The sequence below is a fragment of the Stenotrophomonas sp. YJH_SMC_73 genome (genome assembly GCF_059370155.1).
In genome coordinates, this window is record NZ_JCAFTJ010000001.1 from 127,376 (window position 1) to 145,980 (window position 18,605).

The following is an 18,605-nucleotide window of genomic DNA, read 5'->3' on the forward strand; positions in this document are numbered from 1 at the left end:
TTCCAGCAGATTGCAGCGATACTTCCCGACGTGCCAGCTTCACCGGACAACCTGAACCTCATGGCCGGCGACCCGCTGGGCGTTCCCGTCGGTGGGCGTCACGGGGTTGCACACGGGCTGGCCCAGCTGGGGCTGTTCTGCCTGCCGGCACTGGTGCTGACCGTGCCGATCAACCTGTTGCCGTATGGTCTTCTGCTGCTGCTCAGCACCCTGCTGGCGCCGGAGCTGCTGTGGCGCGCGCGGGGCATGGCCGGCCAGCCGGTGAAAGTGCTGGTCTGGCTGATGCTGGCGGTGCTGGCGCTCGGCGTACTGTCGGTGGTGCTGTTCGAACAGGGCCTGCGTGACGTCGACAACCGTTCGCGGTTCGTGGTGATCCCATGGATCGCGCTGTGGATCTGCGCGCTGCGTCCCAGCCTGCGGTGGCTCTGGTACGGCTCGTTGACCGGCCTGCTCGCCACCTTCGTGATGTCGCTGTGGCAGGTGCTGGGCGGCGCCCCGCGCGCGGAGCTGTTCACCAACGCCATCGTGCTGGCCGACATCGTGATGGTGTTGATGGTGCTGCTGGTGTTCTGCCGCCCGTCGCGGCGCTGGTCGCTGGTGATCCTCGGCATGGCCGCCGGCTGCGGCACCATCGTGCTGACCGGCAGCCGCGGTGTGTTCGCCGCCTTGCTGGCGCTGCTGGTGGTGCTGGCGCTGAGCCTGCGCTGGCGTACCGGTGCGGCGCGCCTGTCGGTGCTGGCCGGGATGCTGGCGATCGGTGCGACGCTGCTGCTGTCGGTACCGGAGCTGCGCCACCAGGTCCGCCTGAGCGAGCTGCACAGCGACGTGCAGCGGATGGAGCTGGGCGACAGTGATTCTTCCGCCGGTGCCCGCGTCGAGCGCCTGCAGGTAGCCTGGCAGACCTTCCTCGATCATCCGCTGGTGGGTGTTGGCATCGGTCATTTCGACAGCGCGATGCAGCGCGTGCCGGTCTGCCGGGAGAACCCGGAAGAGTTGCGCTGCCACCTGGGGCATGCCCACAACGACGTGGCCGAATGGGCGGCGACCCAGGGTGTACCGGGCCTGCTGCTGTTGCTGGCGGTGTATGGCATCCCGCTGTGGTTGTTCGTGCGCCTGCATCGCCGCAGCGGACGGGCGACCTTCCGCGGGCCGGCCGCTGCCGGCGTCATGCTGGTGATCACCTACGCGTTGTGCGGGCTGACCCAGTCGATGTTCGCGCACCAGATGACGGCCAGTTTCTACGTGACCCTGGTCGGCCTGCTGACCGGCCTGTCGATCGTCGAAGGCGCGCGCCACCGGGCGATCACCGGCTCGTGATGCGTCGGCGCGCCGGGCGGGCCCCGGCGATCAGGGGTTCGGCGGGTCGGCCACGGGCTGGCCGTTGCCCAGCATCCACAGCATGATGGTCTTCTGTCGCACGTAGTTGGCGCGCACGTAGGCGTAGACCAGGCCGTGCCAGCCGTCGCGGAAGCCGCCACGGAACACGAAGCCGCGCCAGAACCGCCAGGCCGGCGCCAGTACCAGCTTGCCCAGCGTGGCCCGCTTGCCGCGTGCGAACTCGTGCTCGGCCATCATCCGCGCGTACTTCTCGGTCTTGGCCAGCTGCTGCTGCAGGGAGCGGTACGGGTAATGGACCAGGTCGCCGCGCAGGGTGCCGACGCTGCCGTCGACGCTGGCCGCCTCGTGGATCTCGCGCTTGCCGCGCCAGCCGCCGCGGCGGCGGTCGAACAGGCGCATCACCCGGTCCGGGTAGGCGTTGCCATGGCGCAGGAACCTGCCGAAGTACTCCGACAGGCGCGCGAAGCGATAGCCGGCATGGCCGGCGAAGCCACCGTCGCGGGCCCGTTCGATGGCTGCGCGCAGTTCCGGGCTGATCCGCTCATCGGCGTCCAGGCACAGCACCCAGTCGTGGCTTGCCTGCTCGACGCAGTAGGCCTTCTGGCTACGGAAGCCATCGAACGCGCGCTGCAGCACGCGGGCGCCTGCGGCCTCGGCGATGGCCAGGGTGGCATCGGTGGAGTACGAGTCCACGACGATGATTTCGTCGCAGAAGGCCAGCGAGGCCAGGCAGTCGCCGATGCGGCCGGCCTCGTTGAACGCGATAATGCAGGCCGAGATGCGAGGCCGTTCGATGGGAGCGGTCGTGGAGGACATGATGGCCGGGTACCTGTTGTTTGCGACGGAGCGCTATGCGCTGCCTATTCTCGCCCCGTTGGCGCAGGCCTTGCACGCCTCCGGGCAGGAGGTGGCGGCCTGGTTCGAGGACGGCGCGGCCGCCAGCAGCCTGCCGGGCGTGCCCAACATCGGACTGAAACAGGCCCTGGCGATGCGGCCGCGTGCCGTGTTCAGCGCCGCCAACTGGGTGCCGACCTTCCTGTCCGGCGCCAAGGTACAGCTGTTCCATGGCTTCAACGTGGAGAAGCGCGACAGTGCGCGCGGCCACTTCCGGGTGCGCGGCATGTTCGACCTGTACTGCACGCAGGGGCCGGCCACCACCGCGCCGTTCCGTGAGATCGCCGCCCTGCAGGGCCACTTCGCCGTAGCCGAGACCGGCTGGCCGAAGCTCGACCCGCTGTTCCGCGACGACGGTGGCGAGAGCGCCGCGCTGCGCGCAGCGGCGGGCGGGCGCCCGGTGATCCTGTTCGGTTCGACCTTCACCGAGCGCCTGAGCGCAGCGCCCCACCTGCATGCGCAGATCGCCGCCGATATCGCTGGCGGTGAGCGCTACTGGCTGCTGACCCTGCACCCGAAGTGCCCACCGGAACTGTTCGAGCGCTACCGCGCGCTGGCCGGTGCCCATGCCCGCTTCATCGAGCCGGAGCAGGTGATGGCCGCGCAGCGCGCCGCCGATGTGCTGGTGTCGGACACCTCGTCGATCGTTTCGGAGTTCATCGTCCAGCACAAGCCGGTGGTGACCTTCCGCAACCGCGTGCCCAAGCCGCACATGATCGACTTCGATGACCCGGCGCAGCTGCCGGCGATGCTGCAGCGCGCGCTGCATCCCGACGCCGCGCTGCAGGCGGAGATCGTGCGCTACGCCGACGCCATCCATCCGTACCGCGATGGCCTGTCCAGCGAGAGGGTGATCGCCGCCACCGAGGATTTCCTGTCCGGTGAAATGGGCGTGCTGCGGCGCAAGCCCTTCGGCAGCTGGGTGCGCGACCTGCAGATCCGCAAGGATCTGGGATATTGGGGGCCGTCGCAGCGCTGATGCCTCGCCGACCCCGCTCGCGGTAGTGCCGGCCGCTGGCCGGCAACCTCGGGAATGTCTGCGGTTGCCGGCCAGCGGGCGGCACTACCGGTGTTGCTTACCAGCGCAACTTGCGCCGCGCCAGCGCCGCGGCCAGCTGCTCCATCACGTGTTGCGCCTGCGCCTGCGGCAGGTGGCGCAGGGTCAACGCCACATCACCGTGCGCACCGGCCGTATCCAGCTGCAGGCTGCTGGTGCCGAGCAGCTTGTCCAGCGGTGAACGCTGCAGGCGCAGGCCCTGCACCTTGTCCAGCTCGGCCCAGCGCCACCAGCGCGTCCACCAGCCGCCGCGCACGGCCACGTAATGGGCATCCAGATACCAGCCCATGCGCGCCATCTGCCGATGTGCCACCAGCAGCGCCACCGGCAGCCAGGCCAGCACGATCAGGCCCCATGATCCCCAGCGCCAGTACGCGGCCGCTGCCAGCAACGGCACCAGCAGCAGCGCGCCCAGGCACAGCCGCCACCAGCCACGCTGCGGAATGGACTGCCATTGCGCTGGCGGCCACCGCAGTTGAGGCAACAGGTGCTGCACCAGCTGCTCGCAGCGCATTGCCGGTGCCAGCGGTGCCAGCTCGCGCAGGGCGCGGTCCTCGTCGCGCGAGGGCCCGCCGGCAGCGCTGTCGATGCGCAGCTGGCGCAGGCCGAACCAGCGATGCAGGGTGGTTTCGCGCAGCGTCCAGGCCTGGATGCGGCGACGCGCGACACTGCTGCGTGTGCGGCTGAGCAGGCCGGCCGAGACGGTCAGGCGGCGGTCCTGCTCGCTGAGGGTGAAGCCGTGATAGCGCAGCAGGGTCAGCACCACCGACAGCGCACGCAGCGCCAGCCAGCCCAGCAGCAAGGCTGCGGCCAGCAGCAGGAAGGCGCCGGCCACGCCGGGATGCAGGTGGCTTGCGTAGCCGAAGGCTTCCCGGCCGCCACGCTGGATGGCCGCGTCCATCACCGGCCGCGGCACGGTCTGGAACAGCACGCCGAAAGCGGCGATCGCCAATGCCCAGCCGCGGTTGGACAGCAGGCCCATGCGCACCACATCCCAGCTCGACAGGCGCAGCAGCACCTGTTCGGTGTCGGCGTCGGTGATCGAGGGGGCGGCCACGACGTCGGCGGCCTGCGGTGCCTGCCCACGCTGGCGCACCAGTCGTTCCAGCGCCAACGCCTGGTCCAGCTTCAGCACGCGCATTTCGGCCTCCGGACGCACGCCGCCGGCCGATTCAAGGCGCAGCTCGGCCACGCCGAACAGGCGGTGCAGCGGGTTCTGCCGCACTTCCACGTTGTGGATGCGGGCGAACGGGATCTCGCGGCGGTTGCGCGCCAGCAGTCCGCTGCGCACGGTGATCGCGTCGCTGCCGATGCGGTAGCGGTAGCTGAGGTACTGCAGCACCGAGACCAGCACCAGCGCGGCAATCGCCGACAGCGGAATCAGCTGCGCCCACATCGGGTCGCGGTCACCGCGCTGGCCGAACACCAGCAGCGCCACCAGCGGCAGGAAGTAGTGGCGCAGCTGCATCAGCAGCACGAACAGCCACGACCATGGGTGCAGGCGATGGTCCTCGCCACCGGCAGGCAGCGATGCGGGCAGGGGTGGCGGCAGGCTCACAGGGCGTCGGCGTCCTGGTCGAGCTGATGGGACAGGGTGTCACGCAGGCGCTCGGCGTCGGCCTCGTCCAGGCCGTTCACGGTCACTGCGCTCATGCGGGTCCCGGCGGTGTGCACGATCAGCGTGGCCAGGCCGGCACGGCGTTCCAGCGGGCCGCGGCGCAGGTCCAGGTGCTGCACGCGCGAAATGGGGATGCGCGTTTCCAGCTGCCACATCAGGTCGCGGCGCAGGCCCAGCCCTTGGGTATCCAGCCGCCAGCGGGTGCGGGTCAAGCGCCGGTGGCCAAGCCACGCGCCGAAGACGATGCCGATCAGCAGCCCAAGGGCGGCCGTCCACAGGCCGCCGGGCAGCTCGAAGAACCACGCGGCCGCGGCCAGCGGCAGGCCCGGCACGAACAGTCCGCCGAAGGCGCCTTCCAGTGCGGCCAGGCGGGCGGCGCGCTGCGGCAGCGACTGCCAGGCATCGGCAGGCGGGGAGGTCAGGGGAACGTCAATCACGCAGGCTCCGTCAGGTGGCAGGGCGGGCGGTGGCGGCGGGGGCCGCACCGCGCAGACGGTAGCAGGTCGACCGCGCTACTGGGCAGCCTGGATCAGCGCGTCCACATCCAGCATGTGGCCGGCACGATCGGCCTTGGTGCGCAGGTAGTGTTCGTTCTCGGCAGTGATCTCGCCGGTGACCGGAATGCAGTCCAGCACCTCGATGCCGGCGTTGCGCAGACGCTGTGCCTTGGTCGGGTTGTTGCTGAGCAGGGCCACGCGCGAAATGCCCAGTCCATGCAGCATCGCCACCGCACTGCCGTAGCGGCGCTCGTCGGCACCGAAGCCCAGCTGTGCATCGGCATCGATGGTGTCCAGGCCGTCGTGCTGGTAGCCGTAGGCGCGCATCTTGGCGGCGATGCCGGTGCCGCGGCCTTCCTGGTCCAGGTACAGCAGCACGCCGCCGCCCAGTTCCTTCAGCTTGCGCAGGCCGCGCCGCAGCTGGTCGCCGCAGTCGCACTTGAGTGAGCCGAACAGGTCGCCGGTCAGGCACGAGGAGTGCACGCGTACCGGCACCACCGCCGACAGGTCCGGTTCGCCGACGATGATCGCGACCTGGTCACGCTGGGCCACGCCGCCGCGGAACACCGCGAAGGTGGTCATGCCGACGTCGCGCAGCGGTACCGGCGAACGGGCGACCAGTTCGTAATCGTGGGCGGCGTGTGCCGCGCCTTCGGCCAGATCGCAGAGCGCCACTTCAGCAGCACCCTCGAAGGTGCGGTCAGCTGCGTCCAGGCGCACGGCCACCATGGCCGGCAGCAGCAGGCCCAGGCGGGCCAGCTCCACCGCGCCGGCATCGAAGGCGTCGCCGGCCGTCCAGTCGTCCGGCATCGGGCCGGGCTCGCGCAGGTAGCCCAGCGAGGGCAGGGCATCGAAGGCAACCCCTGCCAGCGGCAGGCGCGCGCCTGCCGGTGCCTCCACGCCGAGCACGCGGGCGCGGGTGGCGGTCAGGAACAGGTAATGGCGCTCGCGTGCGGCAGCGGCGAAGGCAGCGAAGCTGCTGGCAGTGGCGCTGTCCAGTGCAATCACCGCCAGGCGCTGGCCCTGCCCATCGTGGAGCAGTACCGGGCGACCGGCACGCAGTTCGGCCACCGCGCGTTCGCAGCGGATCGCGGCGGGGTCGCCGAACAGGGAAGAGGCAGCAGGCATGGCGGGACCGGGGGAGGCGGACATCGCAGTCTCTATGGGGGCGCCGGCGTCGTATTCAACGTGGTGCGGCCGCCGGTCGCAGGGGCCGGATGGGCCTGGGCGTGGGGGCCGTCAGTGCGGATGCTCTTCGGTCGCATACGGATCTTCCTCGCCGCTGCCCGGTGGCCGCAGCGTATAGCGCTTGTAGGTCCACTGGTACTGCGACGGGTCGCGGCGGGCGATGCGCTCGATGCCGGCATTGAGCGCGGTGGCGGCCACCTGCGGGTCCGGATCGGCCACGGCCGGGTCGGTCGGCTCGATGTGCAGGGCGAATTCCATGTCCGGCCCGATGCGCTCGCACCAGCCATACAGCACGGTGGCGCCGGTGCGCTCGGCCAGCCGGTTGACCAGGGTCATGGTCAGCGCCTGCACGCCGAAGAACGGCACGAACACGCCATCGCCGGCCTTGGGCTGCTGGTCGGGCAGGATGCCGGTGGCGCCGCCGTCCTTGAGCACCTTGAACAGCTGGCGCACGGCCGGACCCTCGGCGCGTACCTGCTGCACGTTCTGGCCGCCGCGCACCAGCTGCAGGAAGGCGTCGCTGGCCTCGTCTTCCGGCGGCTTGTAGACGATGGCGATCTGCCCGCGCGAGGCCAGCCACTGGTTCAGCAGCTCCCAGTTGCCGAAGTGCGGTGCGGCCACGATCACGCCCTTGCCGCTGGCCAGGGCCGCGTCGTACAGGGCTTCGCCGTGGCGCTGCTTCAGGTGTAGCCGCAGGTTGTCGGCCGGCTGCCGGCTCCACAAACGCAGGGTCTCGATGGCCTGCAGCGCAGTGGAGCGCAGCAGTTCGCGGTGCAGGCGGTCGCGTGCAGGACCGTCCAGCTCCGGGTAGGCCAGTTCGAGGTTGCGCCGGGTAACGCGGCTCTCACGGGCATTGACACGAACCCACGTCCACGCCAGGGCGTGTGCGACCCCCCGCAGCAGCGGCCAGGGCAGGCGGGCGAACAGGGTGGTGGCGCGGTAGACCAGCCGGGCTTTGCGTTGCGGATTCATCGGCGCCAGTTTAGCCAAGGGCGCTGCTATCGTGGCTGGCCCCGTTCATTGGAAGCCCACGATGCTCGTCCTGATCCAGCGTGTCAGCCAGGCCGCCGTCCATGTCGACGAGGAGGTGGTGGGGCAGATCGGCCCCGGCTTGCTGGCCCTGGTCGGCATGGAACCGGGGGATAGCGAGGCCCAGCTGCGGCGGATGGCCGAACGCCTGCTGGGTTACCGGGTGTTCGCCGACGAGGCCGGGAAGATGAACCGGTCGCTGCGCGACACCGGTGGCGGCCTGCTGCTGGTCAGCCAGTTCACCCTGGCGGCCGATACCCGTTCGGGCATGCGGCCGAGTTTCACCAGCGCCGCACCGCCGGACGAGGCTGAACGCGGGTTCAATCGATTTGTCGACATCTGCCGTGAAAATCATGCGCCAGGGGTGGAAACGGGCCGGTTTGGTGCCCATATGGTCGTCAGCCTGGTCAACGACGGTCCCGTGACCTTCCTTCTCAGGCCCTAGGCCGCCGGGACCACCGCCCGGCAGGCAGGGCCCCGGGCTGGTATAATGCTACGTTCCCTATTTCTCCCTAGCCGGTGGCGCGAGCACTACATGGCCAACGAACGTCCTGCCCAATCCGAAATCAAGCAACTGATCAGCAAGGGCCTGGAACAGGGCTACCTGACCTACGCCGAAGTCAATGACCATCTGCCGGACGACATGGTCGACCCGGAACAGATCGAAGACATCATCGGCATGATCAACGGCATGGGCATCGATGTCCATGAAGTTGCGCCGGATGTGGAAACCCTGCTTCTCAACGACGGCAACACCGGTAACCGCGAAGTCGATGACACCGCGGCCGAAGAAGCTGCCGCCGCGCTGAGCGCGCTCGACACCGAAGGTGGCCGTACCACCGACCCGGTGCGCATGTACATGCGCGAAATGGGCACGGTCGAGCTGCTGACCCGCGAAGGCGAAATCGCCATCGCCAAGCGCATCGAGGAAGGCCTTTCGCAGGTCCAGGCCGCCCTGGGGCAGTTCCCGGTTTCGGTCGAATCGCTGCTGACCGACTACGAGGCCCACAAGGAAGGCAAGAAGCGCCTGGCCGAAGTGATCGTCGGCTTCAACGACCTGGCCGACGAAGAGCCGGCGCCGCCGGCGGTCGCTGCCGATGACAGCAGCGATGCCGACGCAGAAGGCGACGAGGACGAGGACGATGACGTCGAGGGTGGCGAGGAAGAAGCCGCACCGACCGGTCCGGATCCGGAGGAAGTCGCTGCGCGCATGCAGGCGCTGAGCGATGCTTTCAATGCCTTCAAGAAGGCGGCGACCAAGGGCGACAAGAAGAACCTGCCGCGCCTGCGCGAAGAGATGTCGGCGGTGTTCGTCACCCTGAAGCTGCCGCTGCCGCTGACCGACGTGCTGACCAAGCAGCTGCGCGACACCATGGCGTCGATCAAGGCCCATGAGCGACGCGTGCTGAACCTGGCCACCGTCACCGCGCGCATGCCGCGCAAGGACTTCATCCGCTCCTGGGAAGGCAACCAGACCAACCTGGAGTGGGTGGAAGACGCACTGAAGCGCAAGCAGAAGTGGTCGTCGGCCCTGCGCGAAGTGAAGGACCAGATCATCGCCGAACAGCAGGCGACGATCGACATCGAGAAGCTGACCCAGCTGGACCTGGAAGAGCTGAAGGAAATCAGCCGTGCCATGGCCTACGGTGAAGCCAAGGCGCGCAAGGCCAAGAAGGAAATGGTCGAGGCCAACCTGCGCCTGGTGATCTCGATCGCCAAGAAGTACACCAACCGTGGCCTGCAGTTCCTCGACCTGATCCAGGAAGGCAACATCGGCCTGATGAAGGCCGTGGACAAGTTCGAGTACCGCCGCGGTTACAAGTTCTCGACCTACGCCACCTGGTGGATCCGCCAGGCGATCACCCGCTCGATTGCCGACCAGGCGCGCACCATCCGTATCCCGGTGCACATGATCGAGACGATCAACAAGTTGAACCGCATTTCCCGCCAGATGCTCCAGCAGTACGGCCGCGAGGCTACGCCGGAGGAGCTGGCCAAGGAAATGGACATGCCGGAAGACAAGATCCGCAAGGTGATGAAGATCGCCAAGGAGCCGATCTCGATGGAAACCCCGATCGGCGACGACGAGGATTCCCATCTGGGCGACTTCATCGAGGACACCAACGTGGAGTCCCCGATCGAGAACACCACCAACATCAACCTGTCTGAAACCGTGCGCGACGTGCTGGCCGGCCTCACCCCGAGGGAAGCCAAGGTGCTGCGCATGCGCTTCGGCATCGACATGAACACCGACCACACGCTGGAAGAAGTCGGCAAGCAGTTCGACGTGACCCGCGAGCGCATCCGCCAGATCGAAGCGAAGGCGCTGCGCAAGCTGCGTCACCCGAGCCGCTCGGAGCAGCTGCGCAGCTTCCTGGATATCGATTGATTTCCAGCGGCTGGTGAAGCGTTGAGAGAAACCCCGCCTGGTGCGGGGTTTTTCTTTTTTGGGCGTGCTTTCTGTAGAGCCGAGCCATGCTCGGCTGCTGTTCGCGATGACGTATTCGACGGGTCTTCTCAACGGGTGTCGGTTGCTTGCCGCACCTTGTGACGTAACTGGCCTGAGGATTCTTGAGGACTTCGCTGCGATTCGCTGCCGGGGGAAGTGGTCATTCAGCCGAAACCCCAAGTGCCTCAATGAAATGAGTAGCCGCATGTGAGTGATAAGCGCACGCAATGTCGCATTCACCAATTGAAGCCTCTAGCCTTCCTTCCACACAGTCCTCCTCAGGTGCTCAACACACCGTCGTAGGCGGACTGTCTGCCGCAACAGCAGGCAATCCAAGGTCAAACCGCAACTCTCGCCATTCCGGTGAGCCCAAGGGTTTCTGGCCGGGTGGCGCGCAGCCATACAAGACCCTGCAAGGGGAAAGCTGCGGGCGGCCCTACGACCGTGTTGAAGCACCCGGTCGCCTCTCTCAACAGGAGGCGGAAGAGGTTCGACGAATCGTAGGAGAGTGAGTATGGGGCTGACGGAGATTGACGGTGGGTGTGGCTGGGGTGGCTCGGGTACGCGTGGTTGCGACTTCCCCCCGTTGTTGGACTGGGACGATGTGCTGCGTGATGAACGCGAGGATCCACTGGGGTTCGCCCGACGAGCGACATTGGCATTGCTGACACAGTCGGGTGCCGGACTGCTTGCTGGCTTCGGCGGCGGCAACCAGATTGGGCTGGAAGAGGCCAGGAGGACGGTGGCGCTGTTCCACGCCCACTTGCGGCGACTGGAGTGGTTCGCGGAAGTGGCGGAGAAGCGATTGGGGCGCGTTGCTGAGACTCTTGATGCTACCGGGTAGCCGATCGAGCGCGGCCTCCACTACACTGTGAGGCTGCGCAGGGCCTATAGCTCAACGGTTAGAGCAGGGGACTCATAATCCCTTGGTTCCAGGTTCGAATCCTGGTGGGCCCACCACATTGACGTCCAGCGAAGTCCGGGGATGTCCAAGAATGCTAGAGAAATGGGTCTTTTAGGCTGCTTGACCGTCCGTCGGCATCCGTTGGCATCCACTTGCATCCGCAAAAAAAGTGAGTCAGGCTGTGAGTCGAGGGTAGGTAATTCCCGACCCCGACTCACTGGCGGATGACTCACATGCTCACCGACACCAAAGTTCGCACACTGAAGCCCAAGTCAGCGGCCTACCGGATCGCTGACTCAAATGGGCTATGCATCGAGGTGCGTCCAACGGGGTCGAAGGCTTGGCGGTACCGCTATAGGTACGCCGGTAGGGCGAGCATCGTCACCCTCGACGAATACCCCTCAATGTCGCTGCAGGCTGCTCGCGTCGAACGTGACCGTCTTCGTGCGCTGCTGCGCGGCGGAGCAAATCCCGCTCAGGTGGCAAGGGCCGAGAAGGCTGCGCAAGGAGAAAGGGCAGCGAACACCTTCGGTGCCATCGGCCTGGAGTTGCTCGCCAAGCGGACAAAGGAAGGTCTTTCCCCTGGATCCGTTGTGCGCGAGCGTCGGCTGATCGAGAAGGATCTGGCTGGATTGGCGGATCTGCCTGTTGGCGACATCACCGCGCCGGTTCTGCTAGCTGCGCTTAGGAAGCTGGAACAGCGGGGCGTAGTCGAGACTGCACATCGGGCTAGAGCCCACGCCGGCCGAATCTTCCGCTACGCCATCGCTACGGGTCGTGCTGATCGGAATCCCGCTCAGGACCTCACAGGAGCGCTTGAGCAGCCTCAGACCAAGCACTTTGCCAGCGTGACCGACCCCGCCGTTATAGGTAGCCTCCTGCGCGCGCTGTGGGGCTACCAGGGGGCATTGGTCACACAGGCCGCGCTAAAGCTGGCTCCGATGCTATTTGTCCGTCCAGGGGAGTTGAGGCAGGCGAAGTGGGCTGACATCGACCTCGATGCGGCGGAGTGGCGCTACGTCACCAGCAAGACCAAGACTCCGCACATCGTCCCGCTCTCGAGCCAAGCCGTGGAGGTGCTCAGGGACCTGTATCCCTATACCAAGCGCAGCGAGTTCGTGTTTCCGGGGGTCCGTAGCGCCCAAAAACCCATGAGCGAGAACACGCTGAACGCGGCGCTGCGAAATCTTGGATACGACTCAGACACGATGGTGGGCCATGGCTTCCGAGCGATGGCAAGAACGGTGCTGGATGAAGTGCTTGGCTATCGCCCGGACTACATCGAGCATCAGTTGGCGCACGCCGTGAAGGACCCACTTGGGCGTGCCTACAACCGAGCGACCCACCTGCCGGAGCGCAGGAAGATGATGCAGGCCTGGTCCGACTACCTCGACCAACTGCGGGTTGCAGAACCGAACGTGTTGGCCTTTACAGCCAAGCGCGCCTGACCGCCAGAGAAAGGCCATTAGGGAGGGCCGGTCAAAGAAGCACAGCCGCATAAACAAAGCGGCCGAGGAAGGGGCGGCAACCCCTGGCTCGGCCTACCACAAACGACTATTGGAGAGTCGATCATGGATAGCGTGAGTATAAATGCTGCCTCCGGGAGCACGCATAAAGATCCCGTCACGGGTGAGCCGGCCATTCAGGACCGTGACCCGATTGACGAACTCTTGGCAATGGGGGTGGCTCCCCGCTTGCTCATCTCTCACCAACTCGTTTGCATGGACTGGCTGGCCGTGCACCGTCGAGACAGGTTCTGCTTGTGCTACTACGACAGCGCAGGCGCAGTCGTGACGGAAATGGTTGGCGCCGACCAGCTTCTCACTCGTGCGCAGGAGATCGGTTGGCGGCCCGTCGAGGACCCGATGGGACCTGGTGCGGGTTGCCACCTATTCGAAGAGGCTTCGTACAATCTTCGGCGAGGCATTCACTGGTATGCGAGTGCTTACGATGACACTGACGAAATGCTTCCCCTTGGCTTTCCTGAGGTCGCGCTGATAGCGGGCCGAGAGCGGCAGCGACGGCGCGATGCGGCAGCGGATAGACGCTTCAAGCGTACACAGCAGGAGACTGCCAAGCGGGCGCGGGAGAAGGCAAGGCGAAGTCTCGAGAGGCTTGCGGAAGACCTGCTGCGTAATCCACCTGCCGATGGCCCTGAGCTTAGAACAATGGCCCAGGCGAGGTGCGCGGCTCGCGATCTAGTAAACGACACTATCGCCCACCTGAGTGGCCCTAGGTAGGATGTCGGAACCTCGGGAACTCCCAGGCTGGAGACCACATCGGAGCGGCGTATGAGTACGACCCGATATTTCATGAATCAGGGGGCAGAAGCTGCTTGGCGGAAGCTGACGGCATCTGCGGAGTATGCGTTGTGCTTGGAATCCCTGAAGGGAAAAGATCGCAGGCCCGGGATGTGGGCGGGGACGCTGGAGGATTGGATTGGCGGTGCGGTGATGCACGGTCTCGCAGAACTGGAGCCATTCGAAAAGATGACATCCAAACAGAGGCAGGAAGCCTCAAAGAAGATGGTCGTCCATTGCGAGGCTCTCAGGGAACTGCTCATACCGTTCTACGACGAGAAGAGTGGCCTAGATTGGCCCTTTCAGCCCGATCTGGACCTGGCTGCGCTCAACAGCGCGATCAACTACCAGGCTGCCCATCCGGATGATTTCGAAGCTCTTGACGAAGATGAAAGAGAGGACTCGTTCAACCGAATTCGGTTCGCCATCTATCACGGGATCAAGATGGACCTAGGGCTTGTCTTTGATGCGATCCACAATGGCGCTCTTCGACTGGCTGAATTGGAAAGCGAGGTAAAGAAGCCGAACGACCCCAACGTAAGGAGGCTGCGCTTTATCCGGCGAGTGACTAGCAAGTTCATGAGGGAGTTTGGTACGCCACACAGAGCGCTGGTGCTCGCGCTAACCTCGGTGTTCTTTAGCACTGAGGACTTGGACGAGGCTGCTATTTCCAAGCTGGCTCCTGTCTCGAAGAGAGCGTAGGTCGGCGGCACTGAATCAGAATCAGGAATTCCTGATTCTGATTCAGCTGAGCCAAATCAGTAGATCGCAGGTTTGACGGCATGTTTCATTAGGCCCCGCATCCATAAATTTCGACTCACCCGCCGCGCACAGCGGCCACACGGTGCAGTCAATGGATACGTATGGACATCGGGACTTCCGGCCCTTCATTCCGGAATGCGCGAAGGTAGGTATCGGCCGCTCTAAGGCTTACGAGCTGGCAAAGGCCGGTCTGCTTGAGACAGTCAGCATCGGCACACGTCGATTCGTCTACCTCGATAGCCTTTACACACTACCCGCACGGCTCGCTGCGGCCTCCACGGAGGTCGCAGCGTGAACGGGTTCAATTTTTCCTGCCTTAATCGGGAGCAGTCGGCTCTTCTGGATGCGGCTGGGTGGACGGCCGGCTGCGCTCGTCCAGCCCCTACGCGGCGCGCCGTCAGGGAGCTGGTAGAGCGTGGGCTCATTGAGGCTTACCCCGCCACGCATGAGGACGACCACGGATCATACAAGGTGGTCGAGTACTACGTCCCGCAAGACGTTCAGCGCGCCTGGCAGACATTGAGCGGCTCAAGGGAACAGGAGATTGAGCCAGACGACCGGGAGGAGGGGCAGCTATGACGGAGCAGGCTATTGGTCAGCTTGTGCCACACGTGTCATCTGGCCTCCTTGTCAGTCTTTCCACCGGAAGGATCTTTGAGCCGGATGGATTAGAGGTAGGGATCCAGACTTCGGACACCTATGTGAGGGTGATACGTCGCCAGTCAGAAGCCCGTACCCCCGTGACCTGGTACGCGCACCGACTGGTTTGGGAAGCCGCTCACGGACCCATCCCTGAGGGCATGCAGATCGATCATCTCGACTCCAATGCGGGCAACAACGCGCTGTCCAATCTAGATTTGGTGACCCCCCAGGAGAACCGCGCCAGGCAGGCTAATAGGAGTCTGGCGCTGTACGGCTGTAGATCACCGTACTGCAAATTGTCGCCTGACCAAGTCAGCGCAATACGCGACAGCACGGAGAGCATTCCGTCAAAGGTTTGGGTCAAGCGACTCGGAATATCTCTTCGCACGGTGAACCAAGTTCGTAGCGGACAGACCTGGGCGCACCTGCCGGGGAAGCGCGCCGCGAAGGCACGTCGCAAGAAGCCCTAGTCGGGCTCATACCTATGCCCTTGGGGGGTGTATGCACAGCACAAGTGAGGACCGCGCGCAGCGGTCTCCAGAGGGCGGCGCCAGCTATGGCCTGGCGCAACCCAAGAAGAACACTGAAAGGCGACGGCAGAAGCTCGTAGGGCGGTCAAAGGGCGCACCATTCCTGATGCTTGAGCACAGGATTTCCGACTCGCCGGAGTTTGGTCAACTGTCCGGTAATGCCGTCAAGCTGTTGCTGGAGCTGGCCCGCCAATACCGACCAGGCAAGAACGGCGATTTGAGCATCCCGTGGTCAATGCTCTCGACCCGTGGCTGGAGGAGTAAGGCTACGGTGCATGGCGCCAAGCTGGAGCTCCTTGCCGCAGGTTGGATCATCGAGACGCGCAAAGGCGGCAAGAACATGTGCAGCCTGTACGCGCTGACCTATTACGCCGTCGATGAGTCCGAAAAGCACCTTGAGCCAGCGACCGTAACTCCACTGAACCTGTGGAGGAATCGCAATGGGTAGTCGCTATGTGGGCCAATGTGGTCGCTATGCAGGCCAATCCCGCTCTGAGTTGGCCCGTATAGAGACCTACCAGGTCGCAATGCAGGCCAGTCAGGCGGTTATCCACACCCCTTCGAGGTCGCTATGTGTACACCCTTCTAGATATATACCAAGCGGAGCGCGCTCTTCATTGCTTCCAGTGCTTCTGAAGCCTTGCTCTAGGGAGGGCGCCCCTTGAACGGTCGAGCACAGTTCAAAGCCGGCCTAAAGCAGGTACGAGCGCCGGAAATTTCAGGGCTGTCAAAGCCCTGGCTGGAAGGATCGATTAACGTGGATCGAGCTTCCAAGGCCCTTGCCGCTGCTTTCGGTTGCGGCCCATGCATGTCATTGCCAGTGCAGGCTACTTGGGTGGAGGTTCTGCCTGATGAAGACGGCTCAGTTGATCCAGCGGGGCTAGCCATTCACACCAGGGGGCGCGTAGTTCAGGACGCTCGGGGATATCTGCCCAAAAGTACGCGGGCACGGATAGCCGCTCTACGCTCCTTCAGAGCTGAAGACCGGCAAGCAGCTGAGGACTTCGATCAAGTTGCGAACATGCGTGCGGACGCGTGCGCCACGCGTGTTCGACGCGTGCGGCGCTGGGAGAACCACCGTTTTGCGGGAGCTTTGGTCATCCCAACTGTGAGGCCGGTGAAGCCAGTGCTGCTGGCATTGTCCGATGCGTCGCTTGATGGCCCGCTTGAGGCATGGCTGATGGTCTACGCGGCACAGAGGATGGAGCTATGGCCCAAGGTTGAGCTCTATCTGACCGTAATGGGGCATACAGCCGAAGTGGCAAGGGCGGCGGCGGCCAAGCTTCTCGGCGTCGGGCGCAGCTACAAGGACGGCGCGCGCAGTTCCGGAGTTCGAGAGGCTACCTATCGGAAGCAAGTGTCAACCGTCGAGGCCATTCTCTGGGATTGGCTTGAACGGGCCAGCTATGCCCTGCTGGAGGAGCTCGGAGAGAGCACAGGATGGGATGTTGGCGTGGGAAGAATCTTGAATGTGACGGCGAGTGGCTAACCAGTAAACCCAGCCCTTTCCTCTGGGTTCTTTGTCCCGCGCGCATTTGCCCGGGAGCGATTTACACCCGCCAAACGCCACAAGTAATAGGGGCTCTACTACCCAAGGGCGGGCTCCTGGGCGGCGTCATCGAGTGGTGGCGCCGCCCATTCCCATCCGGCGTATGAGACGCCCTAGAAGCACAGGAAGCAAATGAACTCCTACATTAACAATTTCTTCGGCAGGGTCACGCCGAGATGGCAAGGTCTCTCTGAGAAGGACCAGGGTGCGGTTGCTCGCCAGAGCCTGCTATCCGCTGGACTTGCCATGCTCCGGCCGACCGGAGGTAACTTTGGCGCTGCATTGGCAAATGGCATCCAAGGTGGACTTCTCTCGGCGAACCAAGGCGTGAGCGATGTCGAGAACGCCCGGTACAAGGACGAAATCCTCGCTCGGACTCGCCAGGGCATGCTGCGGAACGCGGCTATTGAAGAGGCTCAGCGAGGCGTACTTAACCCTGACGGATCGCTCAATGAGGGCTCATGGAGTCAGTGGGCAAGTGTCGACCCCGTTGGCGCCCAGGAGTTCCGGCAGAAGGTGAGTCCGAAGGCGAAATGGGAGCCGGGCCAGATCGGCTACCGCGACCCGAAGACGGGTAAGGAGGGGTTGCTGGATGTCATCCGCAACACCGAAACCCAAGAGTATCGGGATCTGCAAGGCAACATCATCAGTGAAGGCCTGCTTGGCTCAGGAGCCGCTGCACCGCAGTTGCCGAGTGCAGGCCTTCTGTCGCGAGATGCAGCGCGGCTGCAAATGCCCAGCGGGGGACTGCCGGGTTCCGACCTCATTCCAGGCTTGGAACAGGCGGTGATGCAGGTTGAGTCGGGCGGCAATCCGGCTGCCGTGTCGAGCAAGGGCGCGGTAGGCACCATGCAGACGATGCCTGGGACGCTGCGCGATCCGGGGTACGGAGTTGCCCCGGCTCGTGACCAGTCTCCGGCTGAGCAGGAGCGAGTGGGTAAGGACTATCTTGGCGCCATGCTTCGCCAGTACGCAGACCCGCGTGCTGCGCTTGCCGCCTACAACTGGGGTCCTGGCAATGTCGACAATGCCCTGCGTGCAGCGGGCGGAAACGTAGACGCCATGCTCGCATCTGCTCCGGCCGAGACGCGCGCCTATGTCCCGAAGGTGCTTGCGCAGGCAGGCCAGGCGAGGCCGACGAGAACTGCTGGTCTGGAGGTTGGTTTCAGACCTGATCGTTCGGCTCGTCAGGCGGAGCGCCAAGCTCCGTCTGGCTACCGCTTTAGTGCCGATGGCTCACAGCTAGAGGCTATCCCTGGCGGCCCCGCAGACCGAAAGAACAATCCTGCCCCGGGCGATCTCGCTCAGGCGGAGCAGGCGCTGCGGAAAGAGTTCATCGCTCAGATCAAGGTCCCTCAGACGGTGGTCAACTCTTACGAGCAGATCGCGCAGGCCGCCAAGAATCCGTCTGCGCAGAACGATCTTGCGCTGATCTTTTCTTACATGCGCATGCTTGATCCCACTTCGGTGGTTCGCGAGGGCGAGTTCGCGAATGCTCAGAACGCCGCTGGCGTTCCGGACCGCATCCGCAACGAGTACAACAGGCTCCGAGATGGTCAGCGGCTGAACCCTGAGCAGCGAACTGGCTTTGTTAACTCCGCCAAGGGGCTGCACGACCAGGCGAAGTCTCAGATCGACGCCTATCGAGAGCAGTACTCGGGCTTGGCGCGGGAATACAACTACGCGCCGGAGCGTGTAGTGGGTAGGTCCACTGCATCTGGTGGTGCAGCAGCACGTGGGGCCTCCGCAGTTCCCCCAGCGGCGGTGGACTTCCTTCGGAAAAACCCCAACATGCGTGCCGCCTTCGAGCAGAAGTACGGCGTTAGCGCAGATGACTACCTGAGGTAG

15 protein-coding genes and 1 tRNA gene are annotated in these 18,605 nt (G+C 64.8%); 11 read left to right on the forward strand and 5 right to left on the reverse strand.

Annotation, left to right across the window (positions count from 1 at the left end; translation table 11 throughout):
* Positions 1 to 60: 60 nt before the first annotated feature.
* Entirely contained in the window at positions 61 to 1,317 is a 1,257-nt protein-coding gene (locus AC5P8R_RS00615) for an O-antigen ligase family protein (protein ID WP_014648560.1), read from the forward strand.
* Positions 1,318 to 1,347: 30 nt separating this feature from the next.
* Here AC5P8R_RS00615 and AC5P8R_RS00620 read toward each other — a convergent pair whose 3' ends face one another.
* A complete protein-coding gene (locus AC5P8R_RS00620; RefSeq protein ID WP_014648559.1) occupies positions 1,348 to 2,154 on the reverse strand; it encodes a glycosyltransferase family 2 protein in 807 nt (268 codons plus the stop codon).
* Between AC5P8R_RS00620 and AC5P8R_RS00625 the strand changes: the two genes are divergently transcribed.
* The gene (locus AC5P8R_RS00625) at positions 2,153 to 3,211 is read left to right on the forward strand and encodes a CDP-glycerol glycerophosphotransferase family protein (protein ID WP_032958279.1); all 1,059 of its coding nucleotides are present in this window, start codon (positions 2,153 to 2,155) and stop codon (positions 3,209 to 3,211) included. The two genes, AC5P8R_RS00620 and AC5P8R_RS00625, sit on opposite strands and share 2 nt — an antisense overlap.
* Positions 3,212 to 3,308: 97 nt before the next feature.
* Here AC5P8R_RS00625 and AC5P8R_RS00630 read toward each other — a convergent pair whose 3' ends face one another.
* From AC5P8R_RS00630 to AC5P8R_RS00645, 4 genes are all read right to left on the reverse strand, one after another.
* Positions 3,309 to 4,847 carry a PH domain-containing protein gene (locus AC5P8R_RS00630; RefSeq protein WP_495222895.1) on the reverse strand — a complete coding sequence of 513 codons (1,539 nt, stop codon included), beginning with the start codon at positions 4,845 to 4,847 and terminating at the stop codon, positions 3,309 to 3,311.
* On the reverse strand, positions 4,844 to 5,344 hold the full coding sequence (locus AC5P8R_RS00635) for a PH domain-containing protein (protein WP_495222896.1): 501 nt from the start codon (positions 5,342 to 5,344) through the stop codon (positions 4,844 to 4,846). The genes AC5P8R_RS00630 and AC5P8R_RS00635 overlap by 4 nt, the downstream gene beginning before the upstream one ends.
* A gap of 75 nt (positions 5,345 to 5,419) precedes the next feature.
* On the reverse strand, positions 5,420 to 6,556 hold the full coding sequence (gene ribA, locus AC5P8R_RS00640) for a GTP cyclohydrolase II RibA (protein ID WP_041863895.1): 1,137 nt from the start codon (positions 6,554 to 6,556) through the stop codon (positions 5,420 to 5,422).
* 87 nt (positions 6,557 to 6,643) lie between these two features.
* On the reverse strand, positions 6,644 to 7,564 hold the full coding sequence (locus AC5P8R_RS00645; protein WP_134809342.1) for a lauroyl acyltransferase: 921 nt from the start codon (positions 7,562 to 7,564) through the stop codon (positions 6,644 to 6,646).
* A gap of 61 nt (positions 7,565 to 7,625) precedes the next feature.
* On the opposite strand from AC5P8R_RS00645, the gene dtd reads away from it, so the two are divergent.
* From dtd to AC5P8R_RS00690, 9 genes are all read left to right on the forward strand, one after another.
* The gene (gene dtd, locus AC5P8R_RS00650) at positions 7,626 to 8,066 is read left to right on the forward strand and encodes a D-aminoacyl-tRNA deacylase (protein WP_014648553.1); all 441 of its coding nucleotides are present in this window, start codon (positions 7,626 to 7,628) and stop codon (positions 8,064 to 8,066) included.
* A gap of 90 nt (positions 8,067 to 8,156) precedes the next feature.
* The gene (gene rpoD / locus AC5P8R_RS00655; protein ID WP_014648552.1) at positions 8,157 to 10,010 is read left to right on the forward strand and encodes an RNA polymerase sigma factor RpoD; all 1,854 of its coding nucleotides are present in this window, start codon (positions 8,157 to 8,159) and stop codon (positions 10,008 to 10,010) included.
* Positions 10,011 to 10,954: 944 nt separating this feature from the next.
* Positions 10,955 to 11,030: transfer RNA gene (locus AC5P8R_RS00660), tRNA-Ile, on the forward strand.
* A 177-nt stretch (positions 11,031 to 11,207) separates the two neighbouring features.
* Positions 11,208 to 12,422 carry a tyrosine-type recombinase/integrase gene (locus AC5P8R_RS00665; protein WP_495222897.1) on the forward strand — a complete coding sequence of 405 codons (1,215 nt, stop codon included), beginning with the start codon at positions 11,208 to 11,210 and terminating at the stop codon, positions 12,420 to 12,422.
* Positions 12,423 to 13,265: 843 nt separating this feature from the next.
* On the forward strand, positions 13,266 to 13,976 hold the full coding sequence (locus AC5P8R_RS00670) for a hypothetical protein (RefSeq protein WP_495222898.1): 711 nt from the start codon (positions 13,266 to 13,268) through the stop codon (positions 13,974 to 13,976).
* A gap of 635 nt (positions 13,977 to 14,611) precedes the next feature.
* Positions 14,612 to 15,148 (forward strand): HNH endonuclease signature motif containing protein, encoded by a 537-nt coding sequence (locus AC5P8R_RS00675; protein WP_495222899.1) that lies wholly within the window; start codon positions 14,612 to 14,614, stop codon positions 15,146 to 15,148.
* A 31-nt stretch (positions 15,149 to 15,179) separates the two neighbouring features.
* Entirely contained in the window at positions 15,180 to 15,656 is a 477-nt protein-coding gene (locus AC5P8R_RS00680; protein WP_262257896.1) for a hypothetical protein, read from the forward strand.
* A 669-nt stretch (positions 15,657 to 16,325) separates the two neighbouring features.
* On the forward strand, positions 16,326 to 16,697 hold the full coding sequence (locus AC5P8R_RS00685) for a hypothetical protein (RefSeq protein WP_372484650.1): 372 nt from the start codon (positions 16,326 to 16,328) through the stop codon (positions 16,695 to 16,697).
* Positions 16,698 to 16,889: 192 nt separating this feature from the next.
* On the forward strand, positions 16,890 to 18,605 hold the full coding sequence (locus AC5P8R_RS00690; protein WP_495222900.1) for a lytic transglycosylase domain-containing protein: 1,716 nt from the start codon (positions 16,890 to 16,892) through the stop codon (positions 18,603 to 18,605).